Here is a 17,151-nt window from a genome sequence, read left to right as displayed (position 1 = left end):
GACACGATCCTGCCAATAGTGAACTGTCAGGATGTTTTCCGTATACGGCGAACGGATAGAACGTCACAAAAGTGACATGTCAGTCTATCGGGAATGGGGGGCCGGTGGCAAACGCGCGGATGAGGGCGTTTTGCCCGGGATGTTAGGCCGGCTGATCGCTCGTGCTGAGGATGCGTTGTCGCACGGCCGCGACGAAATTGGCGACGGCGTCCGGGTGGGAGCCGAGGAAGAGCGAGGGTTCGAAGAGCTCGGCTTCGAGCACGAGCGGCCCGCGTCCGGGGTCGTCGACGACGTCGATGCGAGCGTAGAGAGGAAGGGCGTCGGATGCCGTGAGGCCGCGTCCGGTCAGTACCTCCGCGACGGCGTCGATGAGGGCGGTGCCCACGCCCAGCTCGATCGGCCCGGGGTCGACCCGCGCGATCTCCTCGACGTACACTCCCCCGCGGAGGCCTCCGCCGACCGCCAGGAGCGGACCTTTTGAGATCGCGTGACTGAACCGCCCGTTGAAGAAGAGGAGCGCGTGCTCGCCGCGTTCCTGCACGCCGTCGATCGCCGGCTGCACCATCACGGTCTTGCCGATGGCCAGGATGTGCTCGGCGAGGCTCAGCGCAGCCGGGTCCCCCGCGTCGAACAGTCCGGTGTTCTGCGATCCGGCAGACACCGATGGCTTGATCACGAGGCGATCGCTGTTGAGTGCGGCGACGGCCGCGGCGACCTCGTCGATGGTGGTGCAGAATGTGGTCGGCACCAGCGGCACGTTGGAGACCGCGGCAATGTCCCGCAGGTAGACCTTGTCAATGTTCCAGCGGATCAGGTCGGGTGCGTTGAGGACCTGGCTGACGGATGCCACTCGCTCGAGCCAGTCGAGGAAGGCCGCGGCATCCGCCGGATAGTCCCACGGCGACCGGATGATCACCAGGTCGAAGTCCTCCCAGGCGACCGCCCGGTCGGTCCAGAGCACGACGCGGGCAGGAAGGCCGGCGGCGGCGAGGGCGTCGACGAGGAGCGGAAGGTCGTCATCGATCAAAGCGGGGTCGGTCAGGCCGTGGCTGACGAGCGCGATCTTGGTCATTGCGTGGTTCTCCGGGGAAAAGGAACAGGTTCGGCGCGCGGCTGTGCAGCGGACAGTGCGTCCGCCGTACCGTGCGGGTCAGTCGGCGAGAAGGGTGCGCTTGAGCGTGTCGAGTCCGACGCCGCCGAGATCCAGCGCTTTGCGGTGGAATTCCTTGATGTCGAAAGCGTTGCCTTCGCGGCGGGAGTATTCGTCCCTGAGCTGCTCCCAGATCCGCTGGCCAACCTTGTACGACGGCGCCTGGCCCGGCCAGCCGAGGTAACGGTGAACCTCGAACCGGACGAAGCCTTCGTTCATGTTCACGTTCTTCCCGAGGAATGCGAACGCGTCGTCCGCAGTCCACGTCCCGGTGCCGTCCAGGTGCGGTTTGCCGAGGTGTACACCGATGTCGAGCACAACGCGCGCCGCGCGCATCCGCTGCCCGTCGAGCATCCCGAGTCGGTCGGCCGGGTCGTCGAGGTAGCCGAGCTGCTCCATCAGCCGTTCGGCATAGAGGGCCCAGCCTTCCGCGTGGCCGGAGGTTCCTGCAAGCTGGCGCCGCCAGGTGTTGAGCTTGGCGCGGTTGTACACCGCCTGGCCGATCTGCAGGTGGTGCCCTGGGACACCCTCGTGGTAGACGGTGGTCAGCTCACGCCAGGTGTCGAACTCGGTGACGCCTTCGGGCACGGACCACCACATCCGGCCGGGCCTGGAGAAGTCATCGGTGGGGCCGGTGTAGTAGATGCCGCCTTCCTGGGTCGGCGCGATCATGCACTCGATCGTGCGGATCTCCTCCGGGATGTCGAAGTGGCTTCGCCCAAGTTCGGCAACCGCGCGGTCGCTGGTCTCCTGCATCCACTGCTGCAGCGCTTCGGTGCCGTTCAGTTTGCGGCTGGCGTCGCCGTCAAGGAATGCGATGGCCTCCTCGACGCTTGCCCCCGGTTTGATCTCGCGCGCGATGGACTCCTGCTCGGCGACCATGCGGGCCAGTTCGTCGATGCCCCATTCGTAGGTCTCGTCGAGGTCGATGGTGGCGCCGAGGAACCTGCGGGACTGGAGAGCGTAGATGTCGCGGCCGACGGCATCCTGCTCCTGGGCGACAGGCTCCAGCTCGTGGGCAAGAAAGTCAGCGAACGAACGGTATGCGACGGCGGCCCGCCCGGCGTTCACTGACAAGTCAGAGGCGAGGGATGCCGGCAGCTGGCCGTCTGCGGGCGACGCGGTGGCAGCGAGCCAGACGAAGAAGCCTTCGTCTGCGCTGTACTTCTTCGCCTGTTCGAAGACCTCGCGCACCTGCCGCTTGGCCGGTGTGACTCCGCGTTCGATGCCGAGGCGCAGCGTTTCGATGTACCCGGCGATGGCATCCGGCAGGGCCTTCAGCCGCGCGGAGACGTCTTCCCAGTCGTCGACGGTCGCCGTCGGCATGATGTCGAAGATCTCCCGGATGCCCTGGGCGGGTGACGCGATCACGTTCAGGTCGCGCAAGTGCAGTTGGGCGTCCGAGCTCTCCAGGTCGAGGCGCAGCTCGCTGCTGAGGTCGGTCTTGGTGACCTCATCGATGCTGTCGACGGGCCTTGCAGCGTCGAGCGCAGCGAGCGTTTTCTTCGCCTCTGCGACATACCGCTCGTGCCCGGCCGGTGAGAAGTCCCCGAACCTGCTGTTCGCTTCGCTGCGACCGATGTACGTCCCGACCAGCGGGTCCAGCTCAACGAGAGTGTCAACCCACTCTTCGGCGATGGCATCGACGGCGGATGGGGCGCGCGTGGGTTCAGTCATGGAGTGAAGCCTACGACAGCCGCGCGCGCCCGTCACGGAATCCGCTCAGTGCGCGGCGGCGTCCCAGTTGTGACCACGACCGACGTGCACGTCGAGCGGGACAGTGAGGTCGGCGGCACCGGCCATCCGGGTGCGGACGATCGCCTCGAGGGCATCCCACTCCCCCTCGACCACTTCGAAGATCAACTCGTCGTGCACCTGCATGAGCATCCGCGACTGGAGGTTCTGGGCTGCGGTGTCGGCTTCGATGTTGACCATGGCGATCTTCATGATGTCTGCAGCTGACCCCTGGATCGGCGCATTGAGCGCTGCTCGCTGGGCGTTGTCCCGCAGTACCCGGTTGGGGCTCTTCAAGTCGGGGAACGGTCGGCGACGGCCGAAGATCGTCGTTGTGTAGCCGTCTTCGACCGCCTGCTCGACGACGTTGCGCAGGTAGTCGCGGACGGCTCCGAAGCGGGCGAAGTAGTCGCTCATGAGCGTCTTGGCTTCGGACGTGTCGATCCGCAGTTGCTTGGACAGGCCGAACGCGCTGAGCCCGTAGGCCAGGCCGTACGACATCGCCTTGACCTTGGTGCGCATCTCATTGGTCACATCCGCCGGGGCGACTCCGAAGATCCGGGCACCGACGAAGCGGTGAAGGTCCTCACCCGAGCGGAACGCTTCGATCAGACCCTCGTCGCCCGAGAGGTGCGCCATGATGCGCATCTCGATCTGTGAGTAGTCGGCGGTGAGCAGCGTTTCGTAGCCGGCGCCTGCCTCGAACGACGCCCGGATGCGGCGTCCTTCTTCGGTGCGCACCGGGATGTTCTGCAGGTTCGGGTCGGTCGATGAGATCCGCCCTGTGGTGGTTCCGGTCTGCACGTAGCTCGTGTGGACGCGGCCATCGGGGCCGATGGCCTTGTCGACGGTCTCGACGATCTGGCGCAGCTTGGTCGCGTCGCGGTGCTCGAGCAGGAGCCCGAGGAAAGGGTGCGGGTTGGATGCCTGCAAGTCGGCCAGCGCGCCGGCATCCGTCGAATAGCCCGTCTTGTTGGCGCGGGTCTTCGGCATGTCCAGTTCGTTGAACAGGACCTCCTGCAGCTGTTTCGGCGAGCCAAGGTTCACCTCGTGGCCGATGATCGCATAAGCCCTGGATGCCAGGTCGGCGGCTTTCGCGGCCAGTTCGGTGCTCAGCGCGGTGAGCTGGGTGTGGTTGACGGTGACGCCCCGAAGTTCGATGTCGACGAGGGTGAGCAAGGTCGGGACTTCGATCGAAGTGAGGACGTTTCGGGAGCCCGGGTCGAGCGCCTCGTTGAGCGCATCCACCAGCCGGACCGTGTACCAGGCTTCGACCGGGGCGGAAGCCGGTTCGTTCACTGGGACCAGCTGGTTGGGGTCTGACACCGGGAGGGTTTCGCCGAGGTAACGGCTGACCAGGTCGGCCAGCGTCTTTTCCTGGCCGCTCGGTCGCAGCAGCCACCCGGCCACGTGGGTGTCGTAGGCGAGCCCGTCGAACGCGAGGCCGGCGGTTTTGAGCGCCTTGAGCTGCCGCTTTGAGTCGGTCATCAGCTTCGGTGCCGGGCTGGCGAGCCACTCCTCGAACGGCGCGTAGTCGGCTCGGCCGGGCAGCCAGCTGATGGTGACGCTCTCGGTGGGAGTCGAGATGCCCATTCCTGCCGGCTTGCCCTCGAACACGTCGACGGTGAAGCCGAGGCCGTTCGGGTTGGCGGCGACTGCCCGGTCCAGCCATCCGCGGAGTTCTTCATCGAGGAGCTGCTGCGGTACGGGGCTGCTGACGGCGCCGGCAGACGGCGAACCGGATGCCTCGCCCTCCTCCTCGCCGATACCTTCTGCCTTGAAGAGGCGGTCGAGCATGGTTCGCAGCTCGAGGCGGCCGAAGATGTCGCGGACGGCCTGCTCGTCGATCGGCTTCTTGGCGAGCGAGTCGATCGAGACCGGTAGCTCCACATCGGTGAGCAGCTGGTTGAGCCGGCGGTTGCGGATTGCGTTCTCTTTGTGTTCGCGAAGGCTTTCGCCGACCTTGCCGGTGATCTTGTCGGCGTTCTCGAGTATGCCGTTGAGCGAGCCGTACAGGTTCAGCCACTTCACGGCGGTCTTCTCGCCGACCTTCGGCACACCGGGAAGGTTGTCGCTCGTCTCGCCGACGAGCGCGGCGACCTCCGGGTACTGGTGGGGCTGGATGCCGTACCGCTCCATGACCTTGGCGGCGTCGTAGCGGGTGAGGTCGGAGACGCCCATGCGCGAGGGGTACAGCAGGGTGACGTCGTCGTTGACGAGCTGGATCGTGTCGCGGTCGCCAGAGACGACGAGGGTGCGGTAGCCCTGCTCGGTGCCCTGCACGGAGAGCGTGGCGAGGATGTCGTCGGCTTCGTAATCCTCGATCGAGATGGTCGTGATGTTCATCGCCTTGAGGGCATCCTGCAGGAGCGGAACCTGCCCGATGAACTCCGATGGGGTCTCGCCCCTTGTGCCCTTGTAGTCGGGGTATTCGCGGGTGCGGAAACTGGACCGTGAGATGTCGAAAGCCACTGCGATGTGGCTCGGCTGATGATCGCGCAGGAGGTTGATGAGCATTGCGAGGAAGCCGTGGATGGCGTTCGTGTGCTGCCCGTCCTTCGTCGAGAAACTATCGACCGGGAGTGCGTAGAACGCCCGGAATGCTAGGGAATGACCGTCTATGACGAGGAGGGTAGGCTTTTCGTTGTCCGACACCACACCAGCCTACAAGCGACTTGCGACAGTGGGTTTCGAGTACGAGCAAAGGCGACGATGACCGACACAACCCCCAACGATCTCGACTATGTCCTGCAGCGCGGAGGCGGTGCGCTCGCCCAGAAGATGGGTATCGAATTCGTCGAGTTCTCGGTGAACCGGGCCGTTGCGACCATGCCGGTTGAGGGCAACACCCAGCCGGCGATGCTGCTTCACGGCGGCGCGTATGTGGTCCTTGGGGAGTCGCTCGGCTCCATGTCCGCGAACCTGTGGGCGGGACCCGGCAAGCTGGCCGTCGGCATCGACATCAACGCGACGCACACCCGGTCCGCGACGTCCGGCATCGTCACCGGTGTCTGCACGCCGATCCACCTCGGCCGGTCGATGACCGTGCACGAGATTGCGGTCACCGACGAGCAGGGGCGCCGTTGCTCCACCATCCGGATCACGAATCTGATCAAGGATCTGCCGAACGGCTGACGCACACCTTTCTTCATCTGTCGCAGATGCCGGTTTTTCGCGCCGGAAGTCGACGTCTGCGACGGATGAACCTGGCGCATCCGCCGCTGTTAAACGCAAAACGGGCCGGAGGACCGGCCCGTTTTCTGCGTGGAAGCTACTTTTTCGCGGTGAGCTGTTCGACGATCGCCTGCGCGACGTCGTGCATGGTCAGGCGGCGGTCCATGGACGCCTTCTGGATCCAGCGGAAAGCTTCCGGCTCGGTCAGGCCCATCTTCTCGTTGAGCAGGCCCTTCGCCCGGTCGACGAGCTTGCGTGTCTCGAAACGCTCGACCATGTCGGCGACTTCGGCCTCGAGGGTGATGATCTGCTGGTACCGGCTAAGCGCGATTTCGATGGCCGGCAGGAGGTCGTTCGGTGTGAACGGCTTGACGACGTACGCAAGGGCGCCCGCCTCGCTTGCGCGTTCGACGAGTTCTTTCTGGCTGAACGCGGTGAGCAGGACGACCGGTGCGATCTGGGCCTTGTTGAGGCGTTCGGCAGCCGAGATGCCGTCGAGCTGCGGCATCTTCACATCCATGATGACGAGGTCCGGGCGGAGTTCGGTGGCGAGGGCCACAGCGGTTTCTCCATCACCAGCTTCTCCGACAACCTCGAACCCGTTGTCTCGGAGGATCTCGACGATATCGAGCCGGATGAGGGATTCATCTTCGGCTACGACAACTCGGCGCGGGGCTGGGGGCGTTACATCTGGCTCGGTCACGCCTTAATCCTACGGTACTCTTGTGCACGTTGTTACGCGCCGGTGTGGCGGAATGGCAGACGCGGAGCACTCAAAATGCTTTGTTCGAAAGGACGTGTGGGTTCGAGTCCCACCACCGGCACAACAGGATGACCCCTCGACTTCCCTCGTTTTCAGCGAAGTCGAGGGGTCATCGTCTTTTCCACCGGAGGCATCCCTTTTCAGGATGTGAAACGCGCCACGTTCCACCACCGACTCCGCTAGCCTGCGGAGTATGACCAGTTCTCAGGGTGGAGCGTTCCGGCACACCTGGTTCGTCGGTGGCTCGTTCCTTCTGGGGTCGCTCGTACTCGGATGGAACTCGCACTTGCCGAGCCCCGTCGTCAGCGTGATCTCAGTCCTCGGAACCATGTTGTTCGCGGCAGCCCTGCTGGTGTTCGCGTTCGGTTTCCGCAGGGCAGAAAGCGTCACCGCACGCCGCCCGTTGGGGACAGCGGCGCTCACGATCCTTGCCGTGTGGGTCCTGCTCAGCCCGCTGTTGACGGATGTTCTCCTCTCCGGCCCCATTGAGAACGAACCGTCCTCGGCTCTCATCGTGTACAGCCTCATCGACCCGTACCTCAGGTTCGCCCTCGCACTCGTTGCGGCCATGCAGGTGGGGCGCACCCCCGTGGTGCCTGCCCCGTGGAATTGGGCTCCTGCCTGGGCGCTTGCGGTGCTCACCGTGCCGTGGGTGCTTGGACAGGTCGTGACCGCCGGCACATCGCCCGAGTCCGACCCGACGCTCATGATGTACCTCACCGCGTTTGACGCGCTGGCCCGCAGCATCTGCACCGTGGTCCTCGGCGTCGTGGCCATCCTGCTCGCCGACCGGGTGCGACGCCCCGCACGCCAGCCCTCACACGTCGCGGTCGGATAACCCCGTGCGACGGCGCGCCCTCGGGGTGACCTTCCTCACCGTTGGCGTTGTTGGGCTGATTCTTCGCGGCGCACAGCATCCGTTAGTCGAGCCTTCTCAGCGCGACGCCCGCCGATCGTAGCGTTTCGCCGCGAGGTCGCGGGCGCCGGCGATGAGCGTCTTCACCGTCTCGAGCGTCCTCTCCCCCGGGTTCAGGATCGCGACCCAGCCCTGCGCTGCGTAGATGGGATGCGGCAGCAGCAGGTCGAGCCGGGTGTAGTCGAACCCGCCGGTGTGCGTCTGGAGCTGATCCGGCTCAAAGCCGAGCAGATCACGAAACGCGGCCCGACCGACGGCGATGTTGAGCCGGAAGATCCCCGGCCGATCCAGATCGGATGCTTCGTCGAAGCCGGTGTAGTCCTTGGTGGCGATCGTGGCGAACGGATGCATCCGGTTGCGTTCGTCGTCGTCCGGGTCGTAGTAGAAGAAGGAGTCACCCCAGGCGATCTCGGGCGCAGCGGATCCGGCGCCGACGGTGTCGACCACCACGCCAGGAAGCGTCCTGCCGAATGCCAGAAGGGCTTCTGCGCTCATGCGCGCCAGTTTGCCAGATCACCGAGAATCACGGTCGTCTCAGTCAGTTCCCGTGGCCGACTCGGCAGAGCGTAGGGATGGCGGTTCCCAACCCGGCGACGGCATAATGGCTGGCTATGACTTCCTTCGAATCGGGCCCTGACTCTGAACACCGACGCCCGGATGGAGTGAGCGATGAGACCGTAGAGGCGCTCGGCAAGCTCTCGGAAGCTCTCGAGGTGATCGAGCACGCACGGGGCTACCTTTACGGATTCCACCGGCTCACCGGCAAAGCGGACCTGGCTATCGGGGAGGCGGTCGAGCTGCTCAGGAAGGCCGGCCATGAGGACCTGGCCGCGGAGATCGACCGCGACATTGTCGGTCGCAATGTGATCGAGGGACGCTGGACCTTCCAGATCGTCGAAGACTACGACGCGAACTACTATCGCGCCGTCGTCGCGGCAGAAGACAACGCGAGGCAGCAACTGGTCGGCGGCAAACGCCACCTCTTCGAAGCTGAAATGAAAGAAGACCGGCGGACCCACGGACTGCGACACCACGAGGCGCGGCCAGCCGACGTCACTGAGCGGACCGGCGCGTAAGGTCGCCCGGTTGCAAAGCGGAACGCTCGGCGACGAGAGGACAGGCGAACGGGTCGCTCTGGCCCAGGCCGACCCGGTTGATGTACCGCAGCACGATCCCGTATGACTCGAACAACCCGGTCTGCGTGTAGGTCACGCCGCGTTCCCGGCAGTACGCGGCGATGATCGGAGCGGCCCTGCGCAAATGAGGCCGCGGCATCGACGGAAACAGGTGATGTTCGATCTGATAGTTCAGTCCTCCGAGCACGACATCGAGGAACCTTGTGCCCCGCACATTCCGGCTCATCAGCACTTGCCTGCGCAGGAAGTCAAGCTTCGCCTCGCGCGGGAGCAGAGGCATCCCCTTATGGTTGGGCGCGAACGCGACACCCATGTAGAAGCCGAACAGGCCAAGCTGGACACCGAGGAACGCGAAAGCGATCCCCGGCGACAGAACGACGAAGACGAGAGCCAGGTACCCGCCGAGGCGGAAGACGAGGAACCCAATCTCCACCCAGCGCCGGTCGATGTGTTCCCTGCTGAAAACCCGCCGGACACTCGACGCGTGAAGAGACAGGCCTTCGAGCAGCAGAATCGGAAAGAAGAACGCCCCCTGGTGGGCGACTGCCCACGCGGTGACGGGGTTGCGACGCTGGGCGGCCTGCTCAGGGGTGAAGGAGATCACCGGCAGTTCGATGTCGGGGTCTGCGCCCTCCTTGTTCGGGTTCGCGTGGTGGCGAGTGTGTTTGTGCTGCCACCAGCCGTAGCTCATCCCGACGAACAGGTCGCCGATCACGAGGCTTGTCCAGTCGTTCCACCGGCCAGACCGGAAGATCTGCCGGTGCGCCGCGTCATGGCCGAGGAATGCTGTCTGGGTGAACAACACAGCCAGCCCGGCGGCGACGAGCAACTGCCACCAGGTGTCTCCGACCAGGATGAAGACGGCGAAAGCCCCGGCAAACCCGAGCGGCACAGCGAGCAGTTTGGCCCAGTAGTACACGTATCGCCGCCGCATCAGGCCAGAGGCCTGGATTCTTCGCGCCAACTCGGAGAAGTCGCTCGTCGGATTCTGCCGGATGTGCGGCCGCGGCGAGTGAACGGGGAGAGAAAGGGGAACGTCGGATGCCACGGAGTCCTCCAGACCGGCGGAAGGGGGCTACCGGGTCTGGGGCTGCCGTGAGCGTAAGTCTACGCGCCAGGGTGTGCAGGATCCAGATTCACATCGGACATCGAGGTATGACGCCGCCCCGGTCAGGTGTGGGGGTCAGGCGTGTTCGGCGGGTTCTGTTGTGAGTCGAAGGTTTCCGCCGCTGTTCGCCGCAGACATCAGCTCTTCGAGCCATTCCCGGTTGAGCTTTTCCTCGACCGTGCCGTCGAACTGGAACTGCAGAGGAATCGACGGGTGTACCCAGAGGATCCGCCGTCCAGGACCCGCGTTCTCGACCCGGCCGTCCACCGCAAAAGCGAACATCTCACCGCGCCGGAGCTTTGTGATCATCACGACCCTGAGGTGCGCCAACTCCCGATCGGTGGCATTGATCTCGACGGGCGGAAGTCCATAGAGCAGTTTTCCCATGCTTTCCTCTCCGGACGGGTGATGTGCCCCCTTAAGCACGATAGTGGGCGAAGGGGCTCCAGATCACACATTGGCCGAAAACGATTTGACCGGCGCCGGATGCTTTCAGCGGCGAACGCGATCACTTCTTGCGAAGCGAGGCGACGCGTTCGGCTGCCCGGTCCGCCGCGCGCTTGGCGACATCGAGCCGGTGATCGACGGACGCCGCGGCGCGGCGAAGAGCGTCGTCTTCCCGCTCAATGGCCGACAATTCCTCGTCAAGCTTCGAAAGCCGGGCTGTGAGATCCTGTCGTTCCCGCGTGAGTTCGGCACGGTGCCCGGCGAGGGCACGATGTTTCTCGCGAACCCCCTCCCGTTCGTCTTTTGCCGCTGCGGCCGCGGCCGCGGCAGCCTCAGCCTTTTTCTCGGCTTCCGCGAGGCGGCGGGGGGAAGACGCGTCTTCAACGACCCTGAGTGCAGGGCGTGACGCCCGTTCGATGATCACCGATGGCTCAGCAACGGCGCCGTCGGTGTCGACGGGTTCGATTCCGTTCGACGACAACGCCCGGACGAGCCGTCCGCTCCGCGCCGCGTCGGCAGCCGCCGGGTCGGACATCGCCGCGTGCAGCGTCTGCTCCACCTCGAGCATGGCGGCAGCGCTGACCTTCTGGCCCGCCTCCGCCGCCAGCGCTTCGCCCTGCCTGGCCAGGGCGCGGATGAGCGCTATGCGCTGTTTTCCAAGCTGTCGCAGATCCTGGGCGTCCATGTTTTTCTCGGCATCCCGGATCAACGCCCCCAACTCGACGATGTCGTCGACGTCCGTCGTCCGTCTCGCTGCAAGCAGGTTCATGAGCCATGCAGCGGTCGACGGCTTCGAAAGCCGGCCGATGCGCTTCGCCAGCTCGGCGTCGCCGTCGTCCCGCGCTGCCTGAACCCGGGCGGTGCGCACCGTCACGAATTCCGTCGGAGCGCGGAGATAGAGGTCGGAGAGCACGTCGGTCAAGTCCATCGGCGTTCTCCCCTGCTCGTTCTTCGTTCAGGATACGCGGCAGACGGCACTCGAGTTCGGACGACGGGCTCTGGCGCAGTCCGCCAGAATGAGGGCGTGCCCAGGAACCCATTCATGAGGACCCGATCGAGAGGTGTCCTCCTCGCTGTCTGCGTACCTATCGTTGCGGTTGGGTTGCTGCTGCGAACGGTGCCAGGGGTTGCGGGCGACGCTGCGGGTGGCATCCTCTACGCGACGCTGCTGTTCGCGCTCATCGCGCTGGTGATGCCCGCGGCGCCGTCCGTCCGGATCGGGGCGATCGCGTTCGGCATCTGCGTCGTCGTCGAAATGCTGCAGCTCACCGGCATCCCGACGGCCGCTGCACGCCTGGTGCCGCCGACCCGTTACGTCCTCGGTACGACGTTTGTGGCATCCGATCTCATCGCCTATGCGGCGGGAACACTCTGTGCGGTGCTCATCGACCACCTGGCGAGGCGCTTGATCGCCCGTCGTGCGGTGAGCAGGCAACCCAAGGCTCAGTGACTGCGCGCGTTCTGCTGGACGAGCGCGTGCACCCGCGACTCGAGCAGGCGCAGTGCTGCAACTATTGCGGAGTCCACGATCTCCTCAGGGCTGCCGCCGAGTTGTCTTTCAGCGACGTGGAGTTCACCGCGCGGTGAATGGATGCCGATGAAGACGGTGCCCACCTCCCGGCCGTCCTGCTTGTCAGGCCCGCCGACGCCGGTGACGGACAGCGAGAGGTTAGCGCCGAGCAGCCTCGCCACACCGGTTGCCATCTGCTCGGCCGCCCTGGCGGAGACGACAGGTCCTGGACCGACGTCGAGTACCCGGTGCTTCGTCTCGGTCATGTATGCGACCACTCCCCCGGCGAACCAGCTCGACGAGTTGGGCGCAGCGGCGAGCCTCGATGCGAGCAGACCACCGGTCAGCGACTCCGCGACGGCTATCCGAAATGTGGTGCCGTCCACGGCGTTTGCAATGGACTCGGCCAGGGCTGCAGCCTGTGCTTCGCTGGGGTCAGGTGAGGTCATCCCCTCATTCTTGTCAGCGAGGCGGGGCTCCCCCAAGGGGTTGACTCCTCTGCGCCCGTTCAGGTTCCAAGGATGAGCCGGCGTAGGGCGGTCTCCGGCGCGAGACCCCGACCCTCGAGCAGGTCGCCGGACTGGTACCGGTCGAGTACGCGCGGATCGATGTAGCTGCTGCGGGCGACAGCGGGGGTGTTGCCGAGAGCGTCAGCCGTTTCCTTCACCGCGATCACGACGTTCCGGGCACATCGGGTCGCGTTCGGCGCAACACCCAGCCGGCGCAACGCCGTCGCAGCGATGATGCTCCCGTGAAGCGTGCGAAAGTCCTTGGCGGTGAAGTCGCCGTTCGTTCGTTCGCGGACGTAATCGTTGACCTCCTGCGCCCGCAGTGGCCGCCAGGTGTTTCCGCTCTTCCAGGCCAGGAGCCGCGCCCGTGGCCCGCGCGTTTTGAGCGACCGGACGACCGCGGCGAGGTCCTCATCTTCGGTTTCGCTTGACCACGCCTGCCCACTTTTTCCGGGAAAGTCGAGTAGCACACTGTTCCCACTGACCGTCGCGTGGGCACACAGCAGGGTTGTCAGCCCGTGACTGCCGTGTTCCAGCGCAAAGCGTTCGCTGCCGACGCGGAGCCGGGCGGAATCGAGGAGGCGGAAGCCGGCGGCGAGGGCGCGTTCACGCGAGCCGGTTACACCCCGCAGGTCGAGAGTCACCAGCCGTCGCGCGGAGGGCAGCGCGAGGCCAAGGTCGAGAGCCCTGTCGAACTTTCGCTCGGCCTGCTTTCTCGACCAGGCCTCGTGGTACAGGTATTGCCTGCGCCCCGCCCCGTCAGTGCCCACCGCCTGGATGTGTGCGTTCGCGTATGGGGCGATCCAGACATCCGTCCAGGCGGGCGGGATGACGAGAGCAGTGATCCTCTCGATGGTGGCTTCGTCGTGGAGCGGTCGGCCGCCTTCGTCGATGTAACGGAACCCGGAGCGGGTCCTCCTCCGCCCGTACCCAGGCCCGGTCGTGTCACTCCTGCGAAGCCGGGGCACCGGGCCTCCTGCCGTTTCGCGTGAACTCAGGAATTGCGCAACTCCGAAATAAGGTCGGCTTTGCGCTTATTCGAATAGCCGCTGATTCCGACCTCCTTCGCGCGCTTCCGAAGGTCAGCGACCGTCCAGTCCTCGTAACTTCCCGACTCGCCGCCCTTGCGGCCAACAGAGGCTCGTCCCCGCTGGGCAGCCGCATTGGAGATCCGGGCAGCCTTCTGCTTCGATGCGCCATCCTTTCGGAGCTCGTCGTAGAGCTCCGGGTCCTTCAACGACGGGTTGCTGTCCTTTGGCATCGCCCCTCCCCTCGGTCTCTTCCGCCGGTCACAGGCTCTTACCGCCGGTGACCGGGAGTACGGAACCCGACACGTATGATGCCTGGTCGGATGCCAGGAAAACGTAGGCGGGTGCCAGTTCGGCCGGCTGCCCGGCTCGCCCGAGCGGAGTGTCCTGCCCGAACGTCACAACCTTGTCCGGCCATGACGTCGCAGGGATCAGGGGGGTCCAGATCGGGCCTGGGGCCACAGCGTTGACCCGGACGCCCTTCTCGCCGAGCTGGTCGGCGAGTGCTCGGGTGAACGCGACCTGTGCCGCCTTGGTCATGGCGTAGTCGATCAGTTCCGGTGACGGCTGGAAGGCCTGGATCGACGACGTGGTGATGATGGAGGAACCCGGTTTGAGGTGCGGGATCGCCGCGCGGGCGGTCCACATGGGGGCGTAGAGGTTGGTCTTGAACACGCGATCGAACTCAGGTGTTGGGATGTTCTCCAGCCCTTTCCGGTTCTCCTGGTATGCCGCATTGAGCACAAGGATGTCCAGCTGCCCGAACTCCTCCACCGTGAGTTCGACGATGTCGGTGCTGTACTGCTCTTCGCGCGCGTCGCCTGGCAGCAGCAGGGCACGGCGGCCCGCTTTCTCGATCCACGTCGCTGTGTCCTCAGCGTCGTCCTGCTCCTCAGGAAGGTAGGAGATCGCCACATCGGCGCCTTCGCGGGCGAACGCAATGGCCACGGCACGGCCGATTCCGGAGTCGCCCCCGGTGATCAGCGCGACCTGCCCGTCGAGCTTTCCGCTTCCGACATAGCTGTCCTCGCCGTGGTCGGGGCGCGGGTCGGTCTTCGACGTCAGGCCCGGCTGGTCCTGTTCCTGGCGGGGGAAGTCCTCGGACGTGTATTTCTTTGTGGGATCGGTGTTGGTCACTGAGAGACCTTTCGGGTGGGATCCGCGCTCGGCGGTCGACGGGCGAATGGTGCGAGCAACCATACGTGCCTGCGTTCACGGGGCTCAAGGGGTGGCGCCACGCCGGGCAATCCCAGTAGCGTTATCCGGCTCCGGCACCCAGTACAGCCCGGGCACCCCGTGCCGCGAGACCGAAAGATACCCACCATGACGCCCCAGCCCCAGCACCGTTCACTCTGGCTGGACCGCCCGGCCCCCATAACGACGGACGAATGGCGCTCGCTGGACCCCGTCGATGTCGTCATCCTCGGAGCCGGCCTCTCCGGACTCACCACCGCGGCGATGCTCGCCGAGCAGGGGCGGTCGGTCGTCGTGCTCGAGGCGCGGTCGGTTGGCGCTGTCACGACGGGGAACACGACGGGTAAGGTGTCGCTGCTGCAGGGGTCTCGGCTGTCCCAGATCCGGGATGCCGTCTCTCGCGAACTCGCTGAAGCCTACGTTGCGGCGAACAGGGCCGGGCAGGATTGGCTGCTCAGTCACCTGCGCGACAACGGCGTCGCTTACGACGAACGCACCGCTGTCACATACGCCGCGACGGATGCCGGGGCCCCGACCGTCGAAGCGGAGCTTGACGCGGCATCCGCCCTCGGACTCGACGTCTCGGCGACCCGCAGTCTGGAGCTCCCGTTTCCGGTTTTGGCGGCCGTGTACCTGGCCGACCAGGCCCAGGTCGACGCGATGGACGTTCTCGACTCGCTCGTCCGCACAATTCGCCGGAACGGCGGGCTGGTCATCGAGGGCGTCCGCGCGACATCGATCGAGTCCGGTAACCCGTGCATTGTGTCGACCAGCCGGGGCGACGTCGCCGCCGAGCGCGTGGTTGTCGCGACGGGCACCCCGTTCCCGAAACGCGGTGCTCACTTTGCGACGCTGATCCCCCAGCGCTCCTACGCGATCGCCTGCCGCTGGCCCGACCGGTCGCTCGAAGGCATGTACCTGTCCGTCGACGAGCAGACCCGCTCGATCCGCGACGTCCATCGCGCAGACGGCAGCTATCTCGTCGTCGGCGGCAACGGCCACCGAGGCGGCAAGGGCGCTCCGACGTTGGAGCGGTTCGACGACCTGCTGCGATGGACAGAGACGACATTCTCCGGCACCGCTGCCTCGCACAGCTGGTCGGCGCAGGACTACCGATCGACAGACGAGCTGCCACACTTCGGTCCGATCACCGCTGGCGACGATCGCGTGCTGGTCGCTACCGGGTACGCGAAATGGGGCTTCACCAATGCGGTCGCCGCTGCGATCGCGTTGTCGTCACGTCTGGCCGACGCCCGCCCGGCCTGGGCCGAGAGCCTCGAAAGCCGGCCATCGGCGTTCACCGCAATCGGGAGCACGCTCGAGGCCGGGGCGAAAGTCGCCGGCGACCTGGCACACGGCTGGGCAGCAGCCGAACTCACTCCCGAGCCAACGAATCCCCCGGCCGAAGGCGAAGGGATCGTCGTCCGGCACGGGGTCTCGCCGGTGGCGGTCTGCACGATAGACGGTGTCACGCACCGCCGGTCCGCCGTCTGCACCCACCTCGGCGGTATCGTCGCGTGGAACAACGCCGAGAGGTCGTGGGACTGCCCGCTACACGGCTCCCGGTACACACCGAACGGAGAGGTTCTCGAAGGACCAGCCGTCCAGCCGCTCGCCGAGTGAGCCGGCTCAGGCGGGTTTGCTCGTCTTCTTCGCCGGCGTCTTCGACGACTTCTTCTTCGCGTCCCTGGACTTCTCCACACTTCGGCGGAGGGCTTCCATCAGGTCGATCACTTCGCCGCTCTCACCCGACTCCTCGGCGCTCTCGCCGAACGTCGCATCGGTGTCGACAGCATCGCCCTGCTCGAGCTTTGCCTCGATGAGCTTTTTGAGTTCCTCCTGGTAGCTGTCCGAGAACTTCTCCGGCGTGAAGTCGTCGGCGAAACTGTCGACCAGTGACGATGACAATTCGAGCTCCTTGGCAGAGATCCGGACACTCTCGTTCAGCGCCGGGAACTCAGCCTTGCGGACTTCGTCCTCCCACAGCAGCGTCTGGATGAGAAGAACACCGTCGCGGGAGCGCAGTGCGCCGAGCCGGGTCTTCTGCCGCAGAGCGAACTGCACGATCGCGGTCCTGTCAGTGGCTTCGAGGGTGCGGCGCAGGAGAACGTACGCCTTGGCGGACGACGAGTCCGGTTCGAGATAGTAGCTGCGGTCGTACATGATGGGGTCGACCTGGTCGCTCGGCACGAATTCGACGACCTCGATCTCGCGGCTCTTCTCCGACGGAAGGGATGCCATGTCCTCGGCGGTGAGGATGACGGTGCGATCGCCGTCCTCATACGCCTTGTCGATGTTCTCGTATTTGACGATCTTGCCGCAGATTTCACAGCGACGCTGGTATCGGATGCGGCCGCCATCTTTGTCGTGCACCTGGTGCAGGGCGACATCATGGTCTTCGGTGGCGCTGTACACCTTCACCGGCACGTTGACCAGCCCGAACGTGATCGCGCCCTTCCAGATTGCTCTCATGCCACCAGTG

Annotated in this window: 18 protein-coding genes and 1 tRNA gene; 6 read left to right on the top strand and 13 right to left on the bottom strand. The window is 65.5% G+C overall.

What is annotated here, in order from left to right:
- Positions 1 to 142: 142 nt before the first annotated feature.
- The 3 genes from BM197_RS14755 to polA all read right to left on the bottom strand — a co-directional run bounded on the left by BM197_RS14755 (position 143) and on the right by polA (position 5,539).
- Positions 143 to 1,072 carry an ATP-grasp domain-containing protein gene (locus BM197_RS14755; protein ID WP_090712878.1) on the bottom strand — a complete coding sequence of 310 codons (930 nt, stop codon included), beginning with the start codon at positions 1,070 to 1,072 and terminating at the stop codon, positions 143 to 145.
- 78 nt (positions 1,073 to 1,150) lie between these two features.
- The gene (locus BM197_RS14750) at positions 1,151 to 2,827 is read right to left on the bottom strand and encodes a DUF885 domain-containing protein (RefSeq protein WP_090712876.1); all 1,677 of its coding nucleotides are present in this window, start codon (positions 2,825 to 2,827) and stop codon (positions 1,151 to 1,153) included.
- Between the two features lie 45 nt (positions 2,828 to 2,872).
- On the bottom strand, positions 2,873 to 5,539 hold the full coding sequence (gene polA, locus BM197_RS14745; RefSeq protein WP_090712960.1) for a DNA polymerase I: 2,667 nt from the start codon (positions 5,537 to 5,539) through the stop codon (positions 2,873 to 2,875).
- Between the two features lie 57 nt (positions 5,540 to 5,596).
- Here polA and BM197_RS14740 point away from each other — a divergent pair, with 57 nt between their 5' ends.
- Positions 5,597 to 6,019, top strand: a complete 423-nt coding sequence (locus BM197_RS14740) for a hotdog fold thioesterase (RefSeq protein WP_090712874.1) — start codon at positions 5,597 to 5,599, stop codon at positions 6,017 to 6,019.
- A gap of 136 nt (positions 6,020 to 6,155) precedes the next feature.
- On the opposite strand, the gene BM197_RS14735 is transcribed toward BM197_RS14740, so the two are convergent.
- Entirely contained in the window at positions 6,156 to 6,761 is a 606-nt protein-coding gene (locus tag BM197_RS14735) for an ANTAR domain-containing response regulator (RefSeq protein ID WP_090712872.1), read from the bottom strand.
- Positions 6,762 to 6,799: 38 nt separating this feature from the next.
- Between BM197_RS14735 and BM197_RS14730 the strand changes: the two genes are divergently transcribed.
- Both BM197_RS14730 and BM197_RS14725 read left to right on the top strand, forming a co-directional pair.
- A tRNA-Leu gene (locus BM197_RS14730) sits at positions 6,800 to 6,882 on the top strand.
- Between the two features lie 132 nt (positions 6,883 to 7,014).
- A complete protein-coding gene (locus BM197_RS14725; protein WP_090712870.1) occupies positions 7,015 to 7,659 on the top strand; it encodes a hypothetical protein in 645 nt (214 codons plus the stop codon).
- A 96-nt stretch (positions 7,660 to 7,755) separates the two neighbouring features.
- On the opposite strand, the gene BM197_RS14720 is transcribed toward BM197_RS14725, so the two are convergent.
- Positions 7,756 to 8,232 carry a DUF6194 family protein gene (locus BM197_RS14720; RefSeq protein WP_090712868.1) on the bottom strand — a complete coding sequence of 159 codons (477 nt, stop codon included), beginning with the start codon at positions 8,230 to 8,232 and terminating at the stop codon, positions 7,756 to 7,758.
- A 116-nt stretch (positions 8,233 to 8,348) separates the two neighbouring features.
- On the opposite strand from BM197_RS14720, the gene BM197_RS14715 reads away from it, so the two are divergent.
- Positions 8,349 to 8,813 (top strand): hypothetical protein, encoded by a 465-nt coding sequence (locus BM197_RS14715; RefSeq protein WP_090712866.1) that lies wholly within the window; start codon positions 8,349 to 8,351, stop codon positions 8,811 to 8,813.
- Here BM197_RS14715 and BM197_RS14710 read toward each other — a convergent pair.
- The 3 genes from BM197_RS14710 to BM197_RS14700 form a co-directional block, all read right to left on the bottom strand.
- Positions 8,791 to 9,921 (bottom strand): fatty acid desaturase family protein, encoded by a 1,131-nt coding sequence (locus tag BM197_RS14710; protein WP_425435732.1) that lies wholly within the window; start codon positions 9,919 to 9,921, stop codon positions 8,791 to 8,793. The genes BM197_RS14715 and BM197_RS14710 overlap by 23 nt on opposite strands.
- A gap of 135 nt (positions 9,922 to 10,056) precedes the next feature.
- A complete protein-coding gene (locus tag BM197_RS14705; protein ID WP_090712862.1) occupies positions 10,057 to 10,368 on the bottom strand; it encodes a DUF7882 family protein in 312 nt (103 codons plus the stop codon).
- Between the two features lie 121 nt (positions 10,369 to 10,489).
- Positions 10,490 to 11,356, bottom strand: a complete 867-nt coding sequence (locus BM197_RS14700; protein WP_090712860.1) for a hypothetical protein — start codon at positions 11,354 to 11,356, stop codon at positions 10,490 to 10,492.
- A gap of 114 nt (positions 11,357 to 11,470) precedes the next feature.
- On the opposite strand from BM197_RS14700, the gene BM197_RS14695 reads away from it, so the two are divergent.
- Positions 11,471 to 11,878: a ribosomal maturation YjgA family protein gene (locus BM197_RS14695; RefSeq protein WP_090712858.1), complete on the top strand. Its 408-nt coding sequence runs from the start codon at positions 11,471 to 11,473 to the stop codon at positions 11,876 to 11,878.
- On the opposite strand, the gene BM197_RS14690 is transcribed toward BM197_RS14695, so the two are convergent.
- The 4 genes from BM197_RS14690 to BM197_RS14675 are packed head-to-tail and all read right to left on the bottom strand — an operon-like array spanning position 11,872 to position 14,612.
- Positions 11,872 to 12,387 carry a CinA family protein gene (locus BM197_RS14690; protein WP_090712856.1) on the bottom strand — a complete coding sequence of 172 codons (516 nt, stop codon included), beginning with the start codon at positions 12,385 to 12,387 and terminating at the stop codon, positions 11,872 to 11,874. The genes BM197_RS14695 and BM197_RS14690 overlap by 7 nt on opposite strands.
- 59 nt (positions 12,388 to 12,446) lie before the next feature.
- Positions 12,447 to 13,415 carry a DNA topoisomerase IB gene (locus tag BM197_RS14685; RefSeq protein ID WP_090712854.1) on the bottom strand — a complete coding sequence of 323 codons (969 nt, stop codon included), beginning with the start codon at positions 13,413 to 13,415 and terminating at the stop codon, positions 12,447 to 12,449.
- A 26-nt stretch (positions 13,416 to 13,441) separates the two neighbouring features.
- Positions 13,442 to 13,708, bottom strand: coding sequence for a DUF7218 family protein (locus tag BM197_RS14680; protein ID WP_090712852.1), 267 nt, complete (start codon positions 13,706 to 13,708; stop codon positions 13,442 to 13,444).
- A 28-nt stretch (positions 13,709 to 13,736) separates the two neighbouring features.
- Positions 13,737 to 14,612, bottom strand: coding sequence for an SDR family oxidoreductase (locus tag BM197_RS14675; protein WP_245762566.1), 876 nt, complete (start codon positions 14,610 to 14,612; stop codon positions 13,737 to 13,739).
- 186 nt (positions 14,613 to 14,798) lie between these two features.
- Here BM197_RS14675 and BM197_RS14670 point away from each other — a divergent pair, with 186 nt between their 5' ends.
- Positions 14,799 to 16,292, top strand: coding sequence for an FAD-dependent oxidoreductase (locus BM197_RS14670; protein ID WP_090712849.1), 1,494 nt, complete (start codon positions 14,799 to 14,801; stop codon positions 16,290 to 16,292).
- Between the two features lie 6 nt (positions 16,293 to 16,298).
- On the opposite strand, the gene ku is transcribed toward BM197_RS14670, so the two are convergent.
- Complete coding sequence (gene ku / locus BM197_RS14665) at positions 16,299 to 17,141, bottom strand: non-homologous end joining protein Ku (RefSeq protein ID WP_090712847.1); 843 nt, start codon at positions 17,139 to 17,141, stop codon at positions 16,299 to 16,301.
- Between the last annotated feature and the right edge of the window lie 10 nt (positions 17,142 to 17,151).

Origin of the sequence: Mycetocola miduiensis (assembly GCF_900115155.1) — a bacterium.
GTDB lineage: Bacteria > Actinomycetota > Actinomycetes > Actinomycetales > Microbacteriaceae > Mycetocola_A > Mycetocola_A miduiensis.
Note: the sequence above shows the minus strand (reverse complement) of the source record. Positions and strands in the feature narration are given on the sequence as shown.